This is a genomic window from Streptomyces clavuligerus, assembly GCF_005519465.1.
GTDB classification, from domain to species: Bacteria; Actinomycetota; Actinomycetes; order Streptomycetales; family Streptomycetaceae; genus Streptomyces; species Streptomyces clavuligerus.
Map to the genome: position 1 here is coordinate 3,253,025 of NZ_CP027858.1, position 17,064 is coordinate 3,270,088.

17 protein-coding genes are annotated in these 17,064 nt (G+C 73.4%); 8 read left to right on the plus strand and 9 right to left on the minus strand.

The window, feature by feature from the left end; all coding sequences use genetic code 11:
* Window positions 1–71: 71 nt before the first annotated feature.
* On the plus strand, window positions 72–767 hold the full coding sequence (locus tag CRV15_RS13610; protein ID WP_003961147.1) for an Lrp/AsnC family transcriptional regulator: 696 nt from the start codon (window positions 72–74) through the stop codon (window positions 765–767).
* Window positions 768–779: 12 nt separating this feature from the next.
* Here CRV15_RS13610 and CRV15_RS13615 read toward each other — a convergent pair whose 3' ends face one another.
* Window positions 780–1,391 carry a TetR/AcrR family transcriptional regulator gene (locus CRV15_RS13615; protein WP_003957492.1) on the minus strand — a complete coding sequence of 204 codons (612 nt, stop codon included), beginning with the start codon at window positions 1,389–1,391 and terminating at the stop codon, window positions 780–782.
* On the minus strand, window positions 1,388–2,968 hold the full coding sequence (locus CRV15_RS13620; protein WP_009996898.1) for a 3-hydroxyacyl-CoA dehydrogenase: 1,581 nt from the start codon (window positions 2,966–2,968) through the stop codon (window positions 1,388–1,390). Before CRV15_RS13620 ends, CRV15_RS13615 begins: the two co-directional genes overlap by 4 nt.
* Window positions 2,969–3,091: 123 nt before the next feature.
* Between CRV15_RS13620 and paaN the strand changes: the two genes are divergently transcribed.
* Entirely contained in the window at window positions 3,092–4,768 is a 1,677-nt protein-coding gene (gene paaN, locus CRV15_RS13625) for a phenylacetic acid degradation protein PaaN (protein ID WP_003957490.1), read from the plus strand.
* Between the two features lie 43 nt (window positions 4,769–4,811).
* Here the strand turns inward: paaN and CRV15_RS13630 are convergent, their stop codons facing one another.
* From CRV15_RS13630 to CRV15_RS13640, 3 genes are read right to left on the minus strand one after another with little or no spacing between them, the layout of a single operon-like run.
* Window positions 4,812–5,606, minus strand: coding sequence for a TrmH family RNA methyltransferase (locus tag CRV15_RS13630; protein ID WP_009996896.1), 795 nt, complete (start codon window positions 5,604–5,606; stop codon window positions 4,812–4,814).
* An 11-nt stretch (window positions 5,607–5,617) separates the two neighbouring features.
* A complete protein-coding gene (locus CRV15_RS13635; RefSeq protein ID WP_003957488.1) occupies window positions 5,618–6,931 on the minus strand; it encodes an HTTM domain-containing protein in 1,314 nt (437 codons plus the stop codon).
* Window positions 6,928–7,698, minus strand: a complete 771-nt coding sequence (locus CRV15_RS13640) for a DUF5819 family protein (RefSeq protein ID WP_009996893.1) — start codon at window positions 7,696–7,698, stop codon at window positions 6,928–6,930. Before CRV15_RS13640 ends, CRV15_RS13635 begins: the two co-directional genes overlap by 4 nt.
* 232 nt (window positions 7,699–7,930) lie before the next feature.
* On the opposite strand from CRV15_RS13640, the gene paaA reads away from it, so the two are divergent.
* From paaA to CRV15_RS13670, 6 genes are all read left to right on the plus strand, one after another.
* Window positions 7,931–8,920: a 1,2-phenylacetyl-CoA epoxidase subunit PaaA gene (paaA, locus tag CRV15_RS13645; protein ID WP_003961143.1), complete on the plus strand. Its 990-nt coding sequence runs from the start codon at window positions 7,931–7,933 to the stop codon at window positions 8,918–8,920.
* On the plus strand, window positions 8,917–9,207 hold the full coding sequence (gene paaB, locus CRV15_RS13650) for a 1,2-phenylacetyl-CoA epoxidase subunit PaaB (protein ID WP_003957485.1): 291 nt from the start codon (window positions 8,917–8,919) through the stop codon (window positions 9,205–9,207). The genes paaA and paaB overlap by 4 nt, the downstream gene beginning before the upstream one ends.
* Complete coding sequence (paaC, locus tag CRV15_RS13655) at window positions 9,204–9,920, plus strand: 1,2-phenylacetyl-CoA epoxidase subunit PaaC (protein WP_003957484.1); 717 nt, start codon at window positions 9,204–9,206, stop codon at window positions 9,918–9,920. The genes paaB and paaC overlap by 4 nt, the downstream gene beginning before the upstream one ends.
* Entirely contained in the window at window positions 9,914–10,501 is a 588-nt protein-coding gene (gene paaD, locus CRV15_RS13660; protein ID WP_003961142.1) for a 1,2-phenylacetyl-CoA epoxidase subunit PaaD, read from the plus strand. Before paaC ends, paaD begins: the two co-directional genes overlap by 7 nt.
* Window positions 10,502–11,557, plus strand: a complete 1,056-nt coding sequence (locus tag CRV15_RS13665) for a 2Fe-2S iron-sulfur cluster-binding protein (protein ID WP_003957481.1) — start codon at window positions 10,502–10,504, stop codon at window positions 11,555–11,557.
* 168 nt (window positions 11,558–11,725) lie between these two features.
* On the plus strand, window positions 11,726–12,880 hold the full coding sequence (locus tag CRV15_RS13670) for an acyl-CoA dehydrogenase family protein (RefSeq protein WP_003957480.1): 1,155 nt from the start codon (window positions 11,726–11,728) through the stop codon (window positions 12,878–12,880).
* A 136-nt stretch (window positions 12,881–13,016) separates the two neighbouring features.
* Here the strand turns inward: CRV15_RS13670 and CRV15_RS13675 are convergent, their stop codons facing one another.
* The 4 genes from CRV15_RS13675 to CRV15_RS13690 form a co-directional block, all read right to left on the minus strand.
* A complete protein-coding gene (locus tag CRV15_RS13675) occupies window positions 13,017–13,361 on the minus strand; it encodes a rhodanese-like domain-containing protein (protein ID WP_003957479.1) in 345 nt (114 codons plus the stop codon).
* Window positions 13,362–13,487: 126 nt separating this feature from the next.
* Window positions 13,488–14,315, minus strand: a complete 828-nt coding sequence (locus tag CRV15_RS13680) for a hypothetical protein (RefSeq protein ID WP_003961140.1) — start codon at window positions 14,313–14,315, stop codon at window positions 13,488–13,490.
* Between the two features lie 33 nt (window positions 14,316–14,348).
* Window positions 14,349–15,869, minus strand: a complete 1,521-nt coding sequence (locus CRV15_RS13685; RefSeq protein WP_003957477.1) for a DUF2252 domain-containing protein — start codon at window positions 15,867–15,869, stop codon at window positions 14,349–14,351.
* Window positions 15,870–16,213: 344 nt separating this feature from the next.
* Entirely contained in the window at window positions 16,214–16,882 is a 669-nt protein-coding gene (locus CRV15_RS13690; protein WP_003957476.1) for a response regulator, read from the minus strand.
* Window positions 16,883–17,064: the final 182 nt, after the last annotated feature.

The following is a 17,064-nucleotide window of genomic DNA, read 5'->3' on the forward strand; positions in this document are numbered from 1 at the left end:
AGCCTGTGGACAAACGGTTCTCCACAGCCTGAGATGGACACAGGTCGTCCATGCCGGGGAGGCGGGGGGATATGGGTCCTGAACAAATGGCCGAGAACGAGGGCCGGACCGAACCGGGGACGGACCGGGGCGAACATCCCGGAGCACAGCCGCACCCGCAGCCGTGCGGCGCCGCGGCGGAGCCCGCCCCGGCCAGGGCGGAGCCGACGGGCGGCAGGGCGGACGGCCCCGGCGGCCGGGCCGAGCTTGCGGCGGCCAGACCGGAGCCGATTGCTCCGCCCCGGCCGCTCGACGCCATCGACCGTTCCATCCTGGGCATCCTGGAGTCCGAGGGCCGTGCCTCGATCCGCTCCGTCGCCGACCGGGTCCATGTGTCGCGCGCCAACGCCTACGCCCGGATCAACCGGCTGATGGACGACGGGGTCATCCGCGGCTTCGGCGCCCGCGTCGACCATGAGCGCGCGGGCCAGGGCGCCTCCGCCTACATCACGTTGAAGATCGTCCAGAACTCCTGGCGCACCGTCCGCGAACAGCTGCGGGCGCTGCCGGGGGCCGCGCACATCGCACTGGTCAGCGGCGATTTCGATGTACTGCTGCTGGTGCACACCCCGGACAACCGCACCCTGAGGGAGCTGGTGCTCACCCGGCTCCAGTCGATCCCCGAGGTGCTGTCGACCCGGACGCTGCTGGTCTTCGAGGAGACCGACCTGCCCGCCGTGCCCCCGCCGCCCGGGGACGGCGACCCCGCACCGCCCGCCAGGTCGTGACCACGCACCGGGTCAGCCCCGGTGCGCGTCCCCGGGGACCGTGCGCAGCCCGTCGAAGGCGAGACGCACCACCGTCTCCGCGAGCTGTTCCTCCTCGTCACCGCCGCCGGAGTGCGGCCGGTACCACTCCACCAGGGAGTTGACCATGCCGAAGAGCAGCCGGGTCGCCAGCCGGATGTCGACGTCCGCCCGCAGATCGCCGTCGGCGGCGGCGGACGTCAGCAGTTCGGCGACGCGCTGGTCGAACTCCCTGCGGCGCTCCATGGCCCAGCGCTCGGTCTTGGTGTTGCCCCGGACCCGCAGCAGCAGCGTCACATGGGGCAGCTCCGCCATCAGCACCTCGACGGTGCGCCGGGTGACGTACTCGACCCGCTCGATGGCCCGCCCTTCGCACGCCCCCGGCTCGTCGAGCACCGCGAAGAGCGCGTCGATGGCCCGGCTCACCGCCCGGCGCAGCAGTTCCTCCTTGCCGGAGACATGGTGGTAGATGGAGGACTTGGAGATTCCGGCCGCCCGGGAGAGGTGCTCCATCGACGTGCCGTCGTAGCCGCGCTCGTTGAAGACGCGTACGGCGACGGTGAGCAGGCTCTCCGGCGTATAGGTGTCCCGTTTGGCCGTGGTCATGACTCCGCTCCCTCTGTGCCGGACCGTCCGGACCGTCCCGCCCGCTCGGCTCCCTCGTCGTCCGCCTCCCGGGCCGAGCTGCGCTGGAAGAGCGCGAGCCCGGGTGCGTACCGCCCGCCCGGCACCCGCGCGTGCAGCGCCTCCAGGAGGTCGTGGGCGTAGTCGTGGGGGAGTCGGCCGTCCCACTCGAAGGGCCCGACGGGGTAGTTCACACCGAGTCGCATCGCGGTGTCGATGTCCGCCTCGGTGGCGACCCCCTGGGCGGCGGCGTCCGCGGCGAGGTCGATCAGCATCGCGACGGTGCGGGCCACGATCATGCCCGGGACGTCCCCGATCACGCTGACCTTCTTGCCGAGCGCCTGGAAGAGGCCGATCGCCTCCCTCAGGGTGCGCTCCTCGGTGTGCGGTGCGGGCGCGAGGGCGATCCGGCCCGCGGCGCGGTAGTCGAAGGCCAGGTCGAAGTGGACGACGTCGCGGAACTCCGCGGCCGTCCGTCCGTCGACGAGCACCAGCTGTCCGCCGCCGGGCAGGACGAGCCCGGGCCCGCCCTCGCCGTCCCCCTCCCGGACGGTGATCCCGGCCTCGGCGATCATCGGCAACAGCTCGGCCGCCGGGCCGAGACCACCCGCGGTGACCACGTACTCCGGCGCCGGGGCGGGGTCCGCGGTGTGCGGTTCGGGGCGGACCGCGTCCGGGGCGTAGTCGTACCAGCCCCGGCCGGACTTGCGGCCGAGCAGCCCCGCCTCGACCAGCCGCCGCTGGGCCAGCGAGGGGGTGAACTTCACGTTCCGGAAGAACGACTCCCAGACGGAGTGGGTGACGGCCTCGTTGACGTCCTGACCGATCAGGTCGGTCAGCTCGAACGGGCCCATCCGGAATCCGCCGCACTCGCGCAGGACGGCGTCGATGGTGGCGGGGTCGGCGCCCCGGTCCCCGTGGATCGCGAACCCTTCGGCGTAGAAGGGTCTGGCGATCCGGTTGACGATGAATCCGGGCAGGTCAGCACTGTGGACGGGAGTTTTGCCCCAGGCGGCGGCGGTGGCCGTGGCGGCGCGGGCCGCAGCGGGGTCGGTGGCGAAGCCGCTGACCACCTCCACCAGGGGCAGCAACGGGGCCGGGTTGAAGAAGTGGAGTCCGACGGCGCGGCCGGGGCGGCGCAGCGCGGCCGCGACCGCCGTCACCGACAGGGAAGAGGTGTTGGTCGCGAGCAGACAGTCCTCGGCGACGATCTCCTCCAGCGCCGTGAACAGCTCCCGTTTGACGTCCAGCCGCTCCACGACCGCCTCGACGACGAGCGCCGCGTCGGACAGCCCGTCCAGCTCCGCCACCGGGTGGAGCCGGGCGCGCGCGGCGGCGCGTTCGGCCGCCGTCATCCGGCCCTTCTGCTCCAGCCGGGACAGCCGCGCGCCGATCGCCTCCACCGCCTCGGCCGCCCGTCCGGGGACGGCGTCGTAGAGCCGTACGGGATGCCCGGCGACCAGGGCCACCTGGGCGATTCCCTGGCCCATGGTGCCGGTTCCGACAACGGCGACGGTACGGCCGCGGTCCACGGCCGCGCTCTGCTCCAAGGCGGTCATGGGAGTGATCCTCCCCGATGAGTTTTCCACAGGATTGACAGGCCCCCTTGTACCGACCGATCGTTCGGTTACTCTAACTCTGTCCACCCCTTCCCGCCCAGCTCGACGAGGAGTTGGTCCGTCATGCAGCTGACCGAGACCCGGCTGACCGACAGCCACCGGCCGACACTCGATCAGGCCCTGGAGGCGATCCGCACCCGCGGGTACTGGTCCCCGCACCCCGAGCACCCCAAGGCGTACGGCGAGAGCGCCCCGGCCGACGGCCTCGCCGCCTTCGAGGCCCTGCGGGGCACCCGCTTCGAGCTGGACCAGCCGGGCACCGACGGCTGGGCGGGCGGCGAGATCTCGCCCTACGGCCCCGCGCTGAACATCGAGTACCCGCAGGTGGATCCGGATGTGCTGCTGCCCGCGATGCGGGCGGGCCTGGCCGCCTGGCGCGCGGCGGGCCCCGAGCTGCGGGCCCTGGTCTGTCTGGAGATCCTGTCCCGGATCAGCGCCCGCACCCATGAGTTCGCGCAGGCCGTCATGCACACCAGCGGGCAGGCGTTCATGATGGCGTTCCAGGCGGGCGGTCCGCACGCGCAGGACCGCGGTCTGGAGGCGGTGGCGCACGCGTACGCGGAGCAGACCCGCGTCCCCGCCGGAGCCGACTGGTCCAAACCGCAGGGCAAGCGCGACCCCCTGGAGCTGCGGAAGACGTTCACCGCGACCGGGCGCGGCATCGCCCTGGTGATCGGCTGCAACACCTTCCCGACGTGGAACGGCTATCCGGGGCTCTTCGCCTCCCTGGCCACGGGCAACGCGGTGCTGGTCAAGCCGCACCCCCGCGCCGTGCTGCCGCTCGCCCTCACCGTGCGGGTGGCCCGTGAGGTGCTGGCCGAGGCCGGGTTCGACCCGAATCTGGTCGCGCTCGCCGCCGAACGGCCCGGCGAGGGCATCGCCAAGACGCTCGCGGTCCGCCCCGAAATCAAGATCATCGACTACACCGGCTCCAGCTCCTTCGGCGACTGGCTGGAGGACAACGCCCGGCAGGCGCAGGTCTACACGGAGAAGTCCGGGGTCAACACCGTCGTCATCGACTCCACCGACGACTACCGGGGCATGCTCTCCAACCTGGCCTTCTCGCTCTCCCTCTACAGCGGCCAGATGTGCACCACCCCGCAGAATCTGCTGATCCCCCGGGACGGCGTCGCCACGGACGCGGGCCACAAGTCGTACGAGGAGGTCGTGGGCGATCTCGCGGCCTCGATGGGCGGTCTGCTCGGCGACGACGCCCGGGCCAACGCCCTGCTGGGCGCCCTGGTCAACACGGATGTCAAGAGCAGGCTGGACGGGGCGTCCGAGCTGGGCGAGGTGGCGCTGCCCACCCGGAAGATCGCCAACCCGGAGTTCCCCGACGCCGTGGTCCGCACACCGGTGATCGTCAAGCTGGACGGCGCCAAGCCCGAGGACGAGGCGGTCTTTCTGTCGGAGTGCTTCGGCCCGGTGTCGTTCGCGGTCGCCGTGGACTCGGCGGAGGCCGCCGTGGAACTGCTGCGGCGCACCGTCCGGGACCGGGGCGCGATGACCGTGGGGGCCTACACCACCTCGCGGGAGACGGAGCGCGCCGTCGAGGAGGTCTGCCTCGACGAGTCGGCGCAGCTCTCGCTGAACCTCACGGGTGGGGTGTACGTCAATCAGACGGCCGCGTTCTCGGACTTCCACGGCTCGGGCGGCAACCCGGCGGCGAATGTGGCGCTGTGCGACAGCGCGTTCGTGGCCAACCGCTTCCGGGTGGTGGAGGTGCGCCGCCCGGCCTGAGCGGGCCGTCCGGCCCCGGGCGCTTCCGGGGCCGGGGCGCGGCTCAGCCGTGCTCCGGGGTTTCCGGGGTCCCGGGGGCCAAGGGCGTGCCGCCCCAGTGGAAGAGGGTCATGGCCACGCTGGTGGCCAGGTTGTAGCTGGAGACCTGGGGCCGCATGGGCAGGGAGAGCAGCCGGGTGGCCCTGGCCCTCAGCTCCGGGGAGACACCGTGCCGCTCCGAGCCGAAGACGAGCAGGGCGTCGTCGGGCAGCGCCACGGTGCGGATGTCGTCGCCCTCCGGGTCGAGGACGAGGAGCGGGCCGCCGGGGAGGTCGTCCGGGTCGAGCCGGGCCACGGCGGTGGCGTAGTGGAGGCCCGCCCCGGCCCGTACGGCGTTGGGGTGCCAGGGGTCCAGGTCACCGGTGGTGATCACGCCGGTGGCCCCGAAACCCGCGGCGAGCCGGACCACCGCGCCGACGTTCCCCAGATTGCGGGGGTTGTCCAGGAGGACGACGGGCGCGTGCCGGGGGCGCGCGGACAGCAGGTCGAGGCGGTCCCGGCGACCGGGCCTGACGGCGAGGGCGGCGACCCGGGTGGGGTGGACCCGTGGCAGCAGCTCGCGCAGGGTCTCCGGCGCCACCTCGGTCAGCAACTCCGCGATCCGCTCCCGGACATCCGGAGCGAGCGCGTCCGCGAGCGCGAGCACGGCCGCCCGGTCGCTGGTGATCGCGCACCGGATGTCCGCCTGGAAGCGGAGTGCGTGCTTCAGGGCGTGGAAACCGTCGAGCAGCACCCCGTCCGGTGCCGTCGCCGTCTCCCGCCAGTGCTGTACCGCCGTGGCGGCGCCGTTCTCGCTCATCGCCCTCAAGGCTAAGCGGAGCCGCGCCGGGCGTCGGCGGCGCCCGGGTCGCCCGCTCCGCCGGGCGGGCGGCTCCGCGACGGGTGCCGCGGTCGGACGGCGGGCAGCCGGAGGCGGACGCGAGCGGCGCGGGCGCCCAGCCACAGCAGAAAGGCCGTCGGGAGGAAGACCGCGTCGGCGGCGATCATCGCCAGGGAGAAGAAGGGCAGTCCGAGCACCACGGCGATCGCCGCGTGTTCCGCGATCATCACCATGAGCAGGACGTTCTTGACCCGCCGGTTACAGAGGGTGAACGGGAACGCGACCTGGACCGCGACCGTTCCATAGGAGAGGGCCAGCACGATCAGCCCGTTGGACGCCAGCAGATCGGAGAGGGGCGGCCAGGGAGTGAAGTACTCCAGTCGGAGCGGGTAGTAGAGCGCGGTGCCGTCCTGCCAGCGGGAGCCCTGGATCTTGTACCAGCCGGCCGTGGCGTAGATCAGACAGACCTCGGCCATGATCACGACCAGGGCCGCGTTGTGGAGGACGTTGGCGACGGTGTCCATCAGCAGCCGCGGCTGGCTCCTGGGGAAGTACCGGGTCACCAGCCACCACAGGCCGAGCACCCCCCAGAGGGTCCACAGCGCCACCAGGACCGGGGTACCGGTCCGGTTCAGCAGGTTCCCGGCCATGAGCAGTGCGCCCAGAGCGCCCCAGAGCACGGGCCCGACCGGGTCCCGACCGGGAGGAAGCCCCTCGGCCGCACGGGCGCGCTCGCGGGCCGCCCGCCGGGCGTCCAGGGACCAGACCTGTCCGCAGCGGGTCGCGACCAGATAGATCGCCATGAGATGGATGACGTTGTCCCCGCCGTCCCCCATGAAGATGGAGCGGTTCTGGAGGGAGAGCACCCCGGCCATGAAGAGCGCCGACATGGTCCGGGTCCGCCAGCCGAGCAGCAGCAGCGCCCCGGAGAGCAGCGCGAGCAGATAGACCGCTTCAAACCAGAGGGTGTTGTCGGTCCACATCAGCGCGGTGAAGGCGTCGTTGCCGCCGATGAACCGGTCGCCCAGCTCCCAGCTCCAGGGCCCGTCGGGTCCGTACAGCTCGTGCCGGTGCGGCAGTTCGCACAGGAGGAAGAGGGTCCAGACGCCCGCGAAGCCGATCCGGACGACGGCCGCCTGGTACGGGCCGAGGGCATGGGCGGTGATCCGCTGAAGAGCGACGACCGCCCGGCCGGACAGCGGCGCCCGGCCGGACGGGGACGGTCGCCCGGGAAGCGGTGATCGCTCGGCCGGTGGTGGTCCGTCGGCGGGGAGCGGTGATCCGTCGGGGAGCGGTGCCGTCATCCCGCTGCCTCCGGCCGGTCCGCCTCGGTGACGGTCCACCAGGGCAGCAGCCGGTGCACCGGCCGGGTGTCGGTCTTCTCGCCGCTCCAGGGCGGTGCCTCGACCGGCCTCGTCGTCGAGCGGAGCTGCATGTACGTCACCGGGCCGCCGAGTTCGTACCGCTGGAGGCGGAGCAGCGCGATCCGGCGGATGTAGCGCTCGGAGAGCCGCCCGCGCTCCCCGGTGGCCCGGCCCTTCCCGTCGTGCGAGTTGACGTAGAAGTCCCAGGCACGGCGCAGCTCGTTCTGGTGCACATGGCTGGGCAGGGGATTGCCGCGGATCGCCCGGGTGTCCTCGGCGGTCAGCCCGACCCAGCCGGTGGTCCGCCGCTCCCCCTCCGGGGTACGGACCTCGGCACGGACCTCGACCGCGATGTTCTGCTGGAGGGGGTTGGGGGCGAAGAGCTTCCAGTTCTGTTCGAACTCGGGGTAGATCCACGCGTCGATCGCGTCGCCGTACTGCCTGGTCGCGGTGTTCGGGGGCGCCACATGGAGGAAGACCATGCCGATGTGGCCGGCGGCCACGGCGGTGACGAGGACGAGCGCGAGCGCCGCGGCGGCCCGGTAGGGGGGAGCGAGCGCCAGGATGCCTCCGGCCGGGCCCGGGGCGGTGCCGCCGGGGGGAGCCGCGCCGTCGGGCGCGGGGGGAACGGGCCCGGCGGTCGGCGGGCCGTTCGGGCGCGGGGGGCCGATCCATGGCGCCGACAGGGGTCCGGTGTCCGTCCGCACCTCGGGCCAGGGGGGACGCCGTGGTCCGACGGGTCGGGGGCGGCCCTGCCCGGAGGCGGTCCCGGGAACGGGACCTGGGGCTGCGGCCTGCTCGGCGCTCCCGTCGTCGTACGAGCTCATCCCGCCCCGATCCCGCTCGCCGCGCCTCGGTTGTCCACAGGGTTGACACCTTAAGGGCCAGCGACTCACCATTGAAGTCAATGAACCGAACGATCGGTCGGTAGGGGGCCCGATGACGACAGGGACCGTGGACGCGGCGGAGCGGTACGAGGCGGCGTTCGACGAGGCCGTGGCCGCGGACGAGCGCATCGAGCCGCGCGACTGGATGCCGGACGCCTACCGCTCGACGCTGATCCGCCAGATGGCGCAGCACGCCCACTCCGAGATCATCGGCATGCAGCCCGAGGCCAACTGGATCACCCGGGCGCCCTCGCTGCGCCGCAAGGCGATCCTCATGGCCAAGGTCCAGGACGAGGCGGGCCACGGGCTGTATCTCTACAGCGCGACGGAGACCCTGGGCGCCAGCCGTGACGAACTGCTGGACAAGCTCCACTCCGGCCGTCAGCGCTATTCGTCGATCTTCAACTACCCCACGCTGACCTGGGCGGACGTCGGCGCGATCGGCTGGCTCGTGGACGGCGCCGCGATCACCAACCAGGTGCCGCTCTGCCGCTGCTCCTACGGCCCCTACGCCCGGGCGATGGTCCGTATCTGCAAGGAGGAGTCCTTCCACCAGCGGCAGGGCTACGAGCTGCTGCTCGCCCTCTCCCGGGGCACCCCCGCCCAGCACGCGATGGCCCAGGACGCGGTGGACCGCTGGTGGTGGCCCTCGCTGATGATGTTCGGCCCGCCGGACGAGGAGTCGGCCCACTCGGCCCGCTCGATGCTGTGGAAGATCAAGCGCCACTCCAACGACGAGCTGCGCCAGCGCTTCGTGGACATCTGCGTCCCCCAGGCGGAAGCACTCGGCCTCACCCTCCCCGACCCCGAGCTGCGGTGGAACGAGCAGCGGGGCCACCACGACTTCGGCCCGATCGACTGGTCCGAGTTCCAGCGGGTCCTGAAGGGCGAGGGCCCCTGCAATGAACAGCGGCTCGGCCAGCGCCGCCGGGCGCACGAGGAGGGTGCCTGGGTCCGCGAGGCAGCCGCCGCCCACGCCGCCCGGCACCGCACCCCCCGGGGCGGGTCCCGGCCCGAGCAGCGCGAGGAGAGGACGGCATGAGCAGTTCCACCGCATGGCCGCTGTGGGAGGTCTTCGTCCGCTCACGGCGCGGCCTCTCCCACACCCACGCCGGCAGCCTGCACGCCCCGGACGCCGAGATGGCCCTGCGCAACGCCCGGGACCTCTACACCCGGCGGAACGAGGGCATCTCCCTGTGGGTCGTCCCCTCCACCGCGATCACCGCCTCGTCCCCGGACGAGAAGGACCCCTTCTTCGAGCCGTCCGCCGACAAGCCCTATCGCCATCCCACCTTCTACGAGATCCCCGAGGGGGTGAAGCACCTGTGACGGACAGCGTGCGGACGGCGGCGCTCGCCCTCGGCGACGACGCCCTGGTGCTCTCCCAGCGCCTCGGGGAGTGGGCGGGCCACGCGCCCGTGCTGGAGGAGGAGGTCGCGCTCGCCAATATCGCGCTGGACCTGCTGGGGCAGGCCCGGGTGCTGCTCTCCCTGGCGGGGGACGAGGACGAGCTGGCCTATCTGCGGGAGGAGCGCGAGTTCCGCAATCTCCAGCTCGTGGAGCAGCCGAACGGCGACTTCGCCCACACCATCACCCGGCAGCTCTTCTTCTCCGTCCACCAGCATCTGCTGTACGAGCGGCTGGCGGCGGGCGACGGCCCGTTCGCCCCGCTCGCCGCCAAGGCGGTCAACGAGGTGGCCTACCACCGGGACCACGCCGAGCAGTGGACGCTGCGGCTGGGCGACGGCACCCCGGAGAGCCATGAGCGGATGCGGCGGGCGTGCGAGGCACTGTGGCGGTTCACCGCCGAGCCGTTCCGGCCCGTCGAGGGCGTCGACGTGGACGGGGAGGCGCTGGAGGCCGCGTGGCTGGAGGCGGTGACGGAGGTGCTGGAGCGGGCCACGCTGACGGTGCCGACGGGGCCGCGCTCCCTGTCCTGGGCCGCCGGAGCGGGACGGCAGGGCATTCACACCGAGCCGTTCGGCCGGATGCTCGCCGAGATGCAGCATCTGCACCGCAGCCACCCGGGGGCGTCATGGTGACCGGGACCCGCCCGGCCGCCGGGCACGACAGCGGACACGGCGCTCCTGCGGCGCGCACGGCCCCGGACGCGCCCTCGGAGGGTGCGCCCGCAGCCGGGACGGCGCTGGAGGAGCGGCTGCGGGCCCTCGCCGGCTCGGTGCCCGACCCGGAGCTGCCGGTCCTGACCCTGGCGGAGCTGGGGGTGATGCGGGGCGTCGAGGTGCTCGGCCCCGGGAGGGTGGAGGTCTCGCTGACGCCCACCTACACCGGCTGTCCCGCGGTCGGGACGATGGCCGAGGACATCGAGCGGGTGCTCCATGAGGACGGGATCGCGGAGGTCCGTGTGGTCACGGTCCTGGCCCCGCCCTGGTCGACGGAGGACATCAGCGCCGAGGGGCGGCGGAAGCTGGCCGAGCACGGGATAGCCCCGCCGCGCCCGGCGGCGCAGGGCGAGCCGGTTCCGCTCACGCTGTCGGTGCGCTGCCCGCACTGCGGGTCCACCGACACCGAGCTGCTGAGCCGGTTCTCCTCCACCGCCTGCAAGGCGCTGCGCCGCTGCGTCTCCTGCCGTGAGCCCTTCGACCACTTCAAGGAGGTGTAGATGTTCCATCCCCTGCGGGTCGGCGCGGTCGAGCGGCTCACGGACGACTCGGTGGCGGTCACCTTCACGGTGCCGCCCGAGCTGTGGGAGACCTTCCGCCACACCCCCGGACAGCATCTCGCACTGCGCCGGACGGCGGGCGGCGAGGAGGTCCGCCGTACGTACTCGATCTGTGCCGCGGCCCCCGCCCCCGGTGAACCGCCGGTACTGCGGGTGGGAATCCGGCTGGTCGACGGCGGAGCGTTCTCGACCTTCGCCCTCAAGGAGCTGGCGGTCGGCGACACGGTGGAGGTCATGCCGCCGATGGGCCGCTTCCGGCTCGTCCCCCGGCCGGGACACTTCGCGGGGATCGTCGGCGGCAGCGGGATCACCCCCGTGCTCTCCATGGTGTCGACCCTGCTCGCACGGGAGCCGAAGGCCCGCTTCTGCCTGATCCGGAGCGACCGGACGGTGGCTTCCACGATGTTCCTGGACGAGGTCGCGGAGGTGAAGGACCGCTTCCCCGAGCGCTTCCAGCTCGTCACCGCGCTCTCCCGGGAGGATCAGCAGTCGGGGCTGCCGTCCGGGCGGCTGGACCGGGAGCGGCTGACGGAGCTGCTGCCGAGGCTGCTGCCCGTCACGGACATCGACGGCTGGTTCCTGTGCGGGCCGTTCGGCCTGGTGGCGGGGGCCGAGCGGGCGCTGCGCGGGCTCGGTGTGGACCGGGGCCGTATCCACCAGGAGATCTTCCATGTGGACAACGGTGCCTCCGCCGCTGCGGCGCGGGCCGCGGCCCCGGCACACGCCACACTGACCGCGACGCTCGACGGCCGCTCGGGGAGCTGGCCGGTGCGGGAGGGCGAGTCCCTGCTGGAGACGGTGCTCCGGGCCCGCTCGGACGCCCCCTACGCCTGCAAGGGCGGGGTCTGCGGCACCTGCCGTGCCTTCCTCGTCTCGGGCGAGGTGCGCATGGACCGCAATTTCGCGCTGGAGCCGGAGGAGACCGGGGCGGGGTATGTGCTGGCCTGCCAGTCCCATCCGGCCACGGGGAAGGTGGAGTTGGACTTCGACCGCTGACGGCCCGCCGCCGAGCGCCGGCCGCCGCGCGCCGCGCGGCGACCACGGGGTCCCGCTCCCGCCCGCGCCGCGCTGTGTTCATTTTTGAGAACCTGTTCTATCTTGACGAACCGTCAGATACGGCTGCGGACGCGGCCGTGGCACCGGCGGCGCGTGGAAGGACAGGCAGTGGACTTCACCTTCAGCGAGGAGCAGCAGGCGGCCGTCGAGACGGCGAAGGCGGTCTTCTCCGGCGTCGCGCCCGACGGGGTGCCGAGTCCGTCGCGTGTCGCGGGCGCGGTGGCCGAGGGGTTCGACCGGCCGCTGTGGGCCCGGCTGGCCGCCGCCGATCTGCTGGGGCTCGTCCTGGCGCCCGAGCACGGCGGCGCCGGGCTCGACACGATCGCGCTCTGTCTGGTGCTGCGCGAGTCCGCGCGGGTCCTGGCCCGGGTGCCCCTGCTGGAGACCTGTGCCGTCGCCATGGCCGTGGACCGTTATGGCGAGGAGGAGATCCGCGCACGGCTGCTGCCCCGGATCGCCCGGGGCGAGCTGGCACTCTCCGTCGGGTCCCAGGGGCTCACCGGGCACGACCCGGCCGAGCTGGCGGTCGCGGCCCGGCGGGACGGTGCCACCGGCCCCTGGACGCTCGACGGGACGCAGACGGCGGTCCCCTGGGCCCATGGTGTCGATCTGATCGCCGTCCCCGCGCAGGACGGCGAGGGCCGGGCGGTCCTGGCCCTGGTCCCCCCGGACCGGCCGGGCGTCGGCCTCGCCGAGCAGATCTCCACCACCGGGGAGCGGCTGGCCGAGGTGCGGCTGGACTCGGTACGGGTCGACGACTCCGAGCTGATCGCCGCCGAGGGCGCCTGGGAGTGGACACGGCTGGTGCTGACCACCGGGACCTGCGCGCTGGCGCTCGGCCTGGGCGAGCGGGTGCTCGTCATGACGAGCGAGTACACGGGCAAGCGGGAGCAGTTCGGCTTCCCCGTCGCCACCTTCCAGGCCGTCGCGGTGCAGGCCGCCGACCGCTTCATGGATCTGCGCGCCATGGAGGCGACGCTGTGGCAGGCCGCCTGGCGGCTGACGCCCGCGCGCGGTGGGGCCGGGGTCGGCGGACCGCTGCCACCGGCCGCCGATGTGGCCGTGGCGAAGATCTGGGCCGCGGAAGGGGTGCGCCGGGTGGTGCAGACCGCCCAGCATCTCCACGGCGGGGTCGGGGCCGACACCGACTATCCGCTGCACCGGTATCACGCCTGGGCCAAGCAGTTGGAGCTGTCCCTCGGCCCGGCCGCCGCGCACGAGGAGGCCCTGGGCGACCTCCTGGCCGCCCACCCCCTCGGCTGACCACCCCGCGGGCATCCCACGGCCACCCGCCCCGACACCCCGACCCCCTGAAGCCCAGGCGAACTCAGGCACTCAGGCACTCAGTCACTCAGTCACTCAGTCACTCAGTCACTCAGTCACTCAGTCACTCAGTCACTCAGGCGACGAACGCGGGGGTGCCGTTGTCGGTGACCATCGGGCGTCCGGCGGCGTCCCAGGCGATCATGCCGCCGTCGATGTTCACCGCGTCGATGCCCTGCTGCACCAGATACTGGGTGACCTGCGCGGACCGGCCCCCGACCCGGCACATCACATGGGCCCGGCGGCCGTCGGCGACCGCCTCGGTCACCTCGCCGAAACGGGCCACGAACGCGCTCATCGGGATGTGCAGCGCACCCTCGACATGCCCCGCCTCCCATTCCTCGTCCTCCCGGACGTCCAGAATCAGACCGTCGGCCGGGACCGCCGCGGCCTCCACCGAGGGGAGCGGGGCGAAATTCATGGGTCAAGCCTCTCTCGTCGACACACAGGTCCATGCGCTGTGCGGTGCGGCCGTGCGGTCCGTCCGCATCGAGCCGTTGTGTGCGGCGCCCCGTACCGGGTCGTGCGGCGCGCCCGCATCGACAAGCTACTCCAGGAGCCGGGCCAGTTCCCCCTCGCGTTCCGCGACCTGGGTCAGCAGTTGCTCGGCGATCTCTTCGAGGAGGCGGTCGGGGTCGTCCGGCGCCAGCCGGAGCATCGCCCCGATGGCGCTCTCCTCCAGTTCCCGGGCGACCACGGCCAGCCGCTCCTTGCGCTGCGCCAGCCACTCCAGCCGGGCGTACAGCTCCTCGTGCTCGTCCCACGGCTGCCCGGCGGGCGCGGGACCGGCGTCCCACTCCTCGGCCAGGGTCCGCAGCGCGTCGGCGTCACCGAGGGCGTAGGCGGCGTTCACCCGGGTGATGAACTCCTCCCGCCGGAGCCGCTCCGACTCGTCCCGCGCCAGATCGGGATGGGCCCGGCGGGCCAGCTCGCGAAAGAGCTTGCGGGCCTCCTCGGTCGGCCGCACCCGCTGCGGGGTACGGACGGACTGGCCCCCCAGCATCGCCGCGGCCTCCGGATAGAGCCCGTCGGAGTCCATCCAGCCGTGGAACAGCTCCTCGACGCCCGGCATCGGCAGCACCGCCGCCCGTGCCTCCCGCGCCTTGCGCAGATCCTCCGGGTCACCGGTGCGGGCGGCCCTGGCCTCGGCGATCCGCGCGTCCAGCTCGTCCAGCCGGGCGTACATGGGGCCGAGTTTCTGATGGTGCAGCCGGGAGAAGTTCTCCACCTCCACCCGGAAGGTCTCCAGCGCGATCTCGAACTCGATCAGCGCCTGCTCGGCCGCGAGCACCGCCCGGTGGAGCCGGTCCTCCGGCCTCGCCTGCTGCTCTTCCTCGTTCCGGGGCGTCGGCCCGGCGGGCACATCCTGGGTCACCCGCCCAGCCTACGGGCGGCGCGGCCCCCGCCGTCACACCCCGGTCTCGGCGGCTGTCCGGCCCGTGGCGATCGCCCTCAGCAGCTCGGCGTGGTCCGCCTCGGTGCGGTCCGCGTACCGCACCGCGAACCGGGCCAGAGCCGTGTCCAGCTCCTCGCCCCGGCCGCAGTAGCCCGCGATCAGCCGGGGGTCGGCGCTGTGGGCGTGGGCCCGGGCGAGCAGCGCCCCCGTCATCCGGCCGTAGTCGTCGAGCTGCGCCGGGGTGAGCGCCGCCGGGTCCACGCTGCCCTTGCGGTTGCGGAACTGCCGCACCTGGAAGGGGCGGCCCGCCACCGTCGTCCAGCCGAGCAGCATGTCGCTGACCACCTGCATCCGCTTCTGCCCGAGCACCACCCGGCGGCCCTCGTGCCCGGCGGACGCCGCCGGGAAGCCCGCCGCAGCCAGATGCGGCAGCAGCGCCGAGGCCCGCGCCTCCTTCACCTGGAGCACCAGCGGCTCGCCCCGGTGGTCGAGCAGCAGCACCACATAGGAACGGGTACCGACGCTGCCGGTGCCCACCACCCGGAAGGCCACGTCGTGGATCTCGTACCGGGCGAGCAGCGGCAGCCGGTCCTCGGCCACGGTGCCCAGGTACTCCGCCAGCGAGGCCGCCACCGCCGACGCCTCCGCGTCGGAGACCCGGCGCAGCACCGGGGGCGCGTCCACGAAGCGGCGGCCGGGACCCAGGGCGTCCTGGTACGGCTCGGTCGACTTCGCGGCGAAGCGGGCGCTGGTGTTGTTGCGTGCCTTCGCCGAGACCCGCTCCAGCGTGCCCAGCAGATCGCGCGCGTCGGCGTGGGAGACCAGCTCCTCGTCCGCGATCGCGTTCCACGCGTCCAGCGCGGGCAGCTTCGCCAGCAGCCGCATCGTCCGCCGGTAGGCCCCCATGGCGTCGAAGGCGGCGGCGGCGCACACCGTGTCGTCCGCGCCCACCTCCCGGCCCGCGAGCACCAGTGAGACCGCGAGCCGCTTGACGTCCCACTCCCAGGGGCCGACGGCGGTCTCGTCGAAGTCGTTGAGGTCGATCACCAGTCGGCCCCGGGCGTCGCCGTACAGGCCGAAGTTGGCGGCGTGCGCGTCGCCGCAGATCTGGGCGCTCACCCCGGTGACGGGGGTGCCGACCAGGTCATGGGCCATCAGCCCGGCGGACCCGCGCAGAAAGGCGAAGGGCGACGCGGCCATCCGGCCCACCCGGATCGGCGTCAGCCCGGGGACCCGGCCCCGGCTGGACTCCTCGACGGCCGCCACCGCGCCGGGTCGCCCCACGGCCACCGGGGGCAGCAGCTCGTGCGCCGCGCGCGGCACCCGTCCGCGCAGCGCCTTCCCCCACTGCTTCGGCGACTGGGCCAAGGGCCCGGCTCCGGACGGTGCGGCGCCCCCGCCGCCCGTGCGCCGCGCGAAACCCGGCACCACCGGAATACGCGCACCGGCACCGGCACCAAGAGCCGCACCAGCGCCCGCACCAGCGCCGAAAGCCGCACCCGCACCCGCACCCGCACCCGCACCCGCACCCAGAGCGGAACCCGCACGGACACGCGTCCCGAAGCCCTGGGCCTCCGCCCCGCCACCCGGTGGTGCTCCCTGCGCCGGAAGCGCCACCGTCTCGGCCTCGTGCCCCATGAAAGGCCCCCCTCGTCGTCCGCCCCGCTCCGCTGTTCACCCCGCCGTCCCGACCGTACCCCCGCCGTCCCGCCCTCGTCTCCCCCTGTGGACAACCCCTCGGCCCCCTCGCTGACCTGTGCCGATCACCGGGTACGGCCGGGCACGGGGCCGGCAGCCGGGAGCCGACGGCCAGGCGGCAGACACCGGGGGAGAGGCCGGGGACAGGGGCCCGGGGACAGGGGCCGGAAGCCCGGGGCTCAGCCCACGCCCAGACCCGCGTCCCGCGCCAGCAGCGCGGCCTGCACCCGGTTCTCGCACTCCAGCTTCGCCAGGATGCGGCTCACATAGGTCTTCACCGTGGCCTCGCTCATGTGCAGCCGTCTCCCCGCGTCCGCGTTGGACAGCCCCTCGCCCAGCAGCGAGAGGACGTCCCGCTCCCGCGCGCTCAACTGCGCCACCCGCTCCCGCGCCCGCTCGTTGCGGGACGCCGCGTGCCCGGTGGCGAGCTGGTCGACCACATGCCGGGTCGCGCCGGGGGAGAGATAGGCGTCCCCCGCGGCGGCGGCCCGGACCGCGGCGATCAGCTCGGCGGGGGCGGTGTCCTTCAGCAGGAAGCCCGCGCCGCCCGCCTCCAGCGCCCGCAGCACGTTGTCCCGTTCCCCGAAGGTGGTGAGGATGACCACCCGGGCCGACGGCACCGCCCGGCGCAGCTCCGCCATCGCGGTGAGTCCGTCCATCACCGGCATCTGGATGTCCAGGAGCACCACGTCCGCCCCATGGGCGCGGACCAGTTCCACGGCCTCCCGCCCGTTGGACGCCTCCGCGACGACCTGGATCTCCCGGTCCGAGGTGAGGATCATCCGAATCCCGGCCCGGATCAGCGGCTCGTCATCGGCGATGACCACCCGGATCGGCGCCCCCGTCATAGTCACCCTCACTCAGCCAGGTCGCCGGACGGCGATGAAACCGGCCCGGTCGAACGTCCTCCCGTCCGCCGGCCGACCGGGAATCGAGTCCCCGGCGCCGCCGGTCCGGACACCAGCCCACAGTCTCCATCACCCCCGCACGCCTCCGCACGCCCTTCCGGCGCCCCGCGCGCCACGCCCCC

Bases quoted from the DNA above. Each gene is read 5' to 3' on its own strand.
- CRV15_RS13610 (WP_003961147.1), top strand. From the start codon at position 72: ATGGGTCCTGAACAAATGGCCGAGAACGAGGGCCGGACCGAACCGGGG.
- CRV15_RS13615 (WP_003957492.1), bottom strand. From the start codon at position 1,391: ATGACCACGGCCAAACGGGACACCTATACGCCGGAGAGCCTGCTCACC.
- CRV15_RS13620 (WP_009996898.1), bottom strand. From the start codon at position 2,968: ATGACCGCCTTGGAGCAGAGCGCGGCCGTGGACCGCGGCCGTACCGTC.
- paaN (WP_003957490.1), top strand. From the start codon at position 3,092: ATGCAGCTGACCGAGACCCGGCTGACCGACAGCCACCGGCCGACACTC.
- CRV15_RS13630 (WP_009996896.1), bottom strand. From the start codon at position 5,606: ATGAGCGAGAACGGCGCCGCCACGGCGGTACAGCACTGGCGGGAGACG.
- CRV15_RS13635 (WP_003957488.1), bottom strand. From the start codon at position 6,931: ATGACGGCACCGCTCCCCGACGGATCACCGCTCCCCGCCGACGGACCA.
- paaA (WP_003961143.1), top strand. From the start codon at position 7,931: ATGACGACAGGGACCGTGGACGCGGCGGAGCGGTACGAGGCGGCGTTC.
- paaB (WP_003957485.1), top strand. From the start codon at position 8,917: ATGAGCAGTTCCACCGCATGGCCGCTGTGGGAGGTCTTCGTCCGCTCA.
- paaD (WP_003961142.1), top strand. From the start codon at position 9,914: ATGGTGACCGGGACCCGCCCGGCCGCCGGGCACGACAGCGGACACGGC.
- CRV15_RS13665 (WP_003957481.1), top strand. From the start codon at position 10,502: ATGTTCCATCCCCTGCGGGTCGGCGCGGTCGAGCGGCTCACGGACGAC.
- CRV15_RS13675 (WP_003957479.1), bottom strand. From the start codon at position 13,361: ATGAATTTCGCCCCGCTCCCCTCGGTGGAGGCCGCGGCGGTCCCGGCC.
- CRV15_RS13690 (WP_003957476.1), bottom strand. From the start codon at position 16,882: ATGACGGGGGCGCCGATCCGGGTGGTCATCGCCGATGACGAGCCGCTG.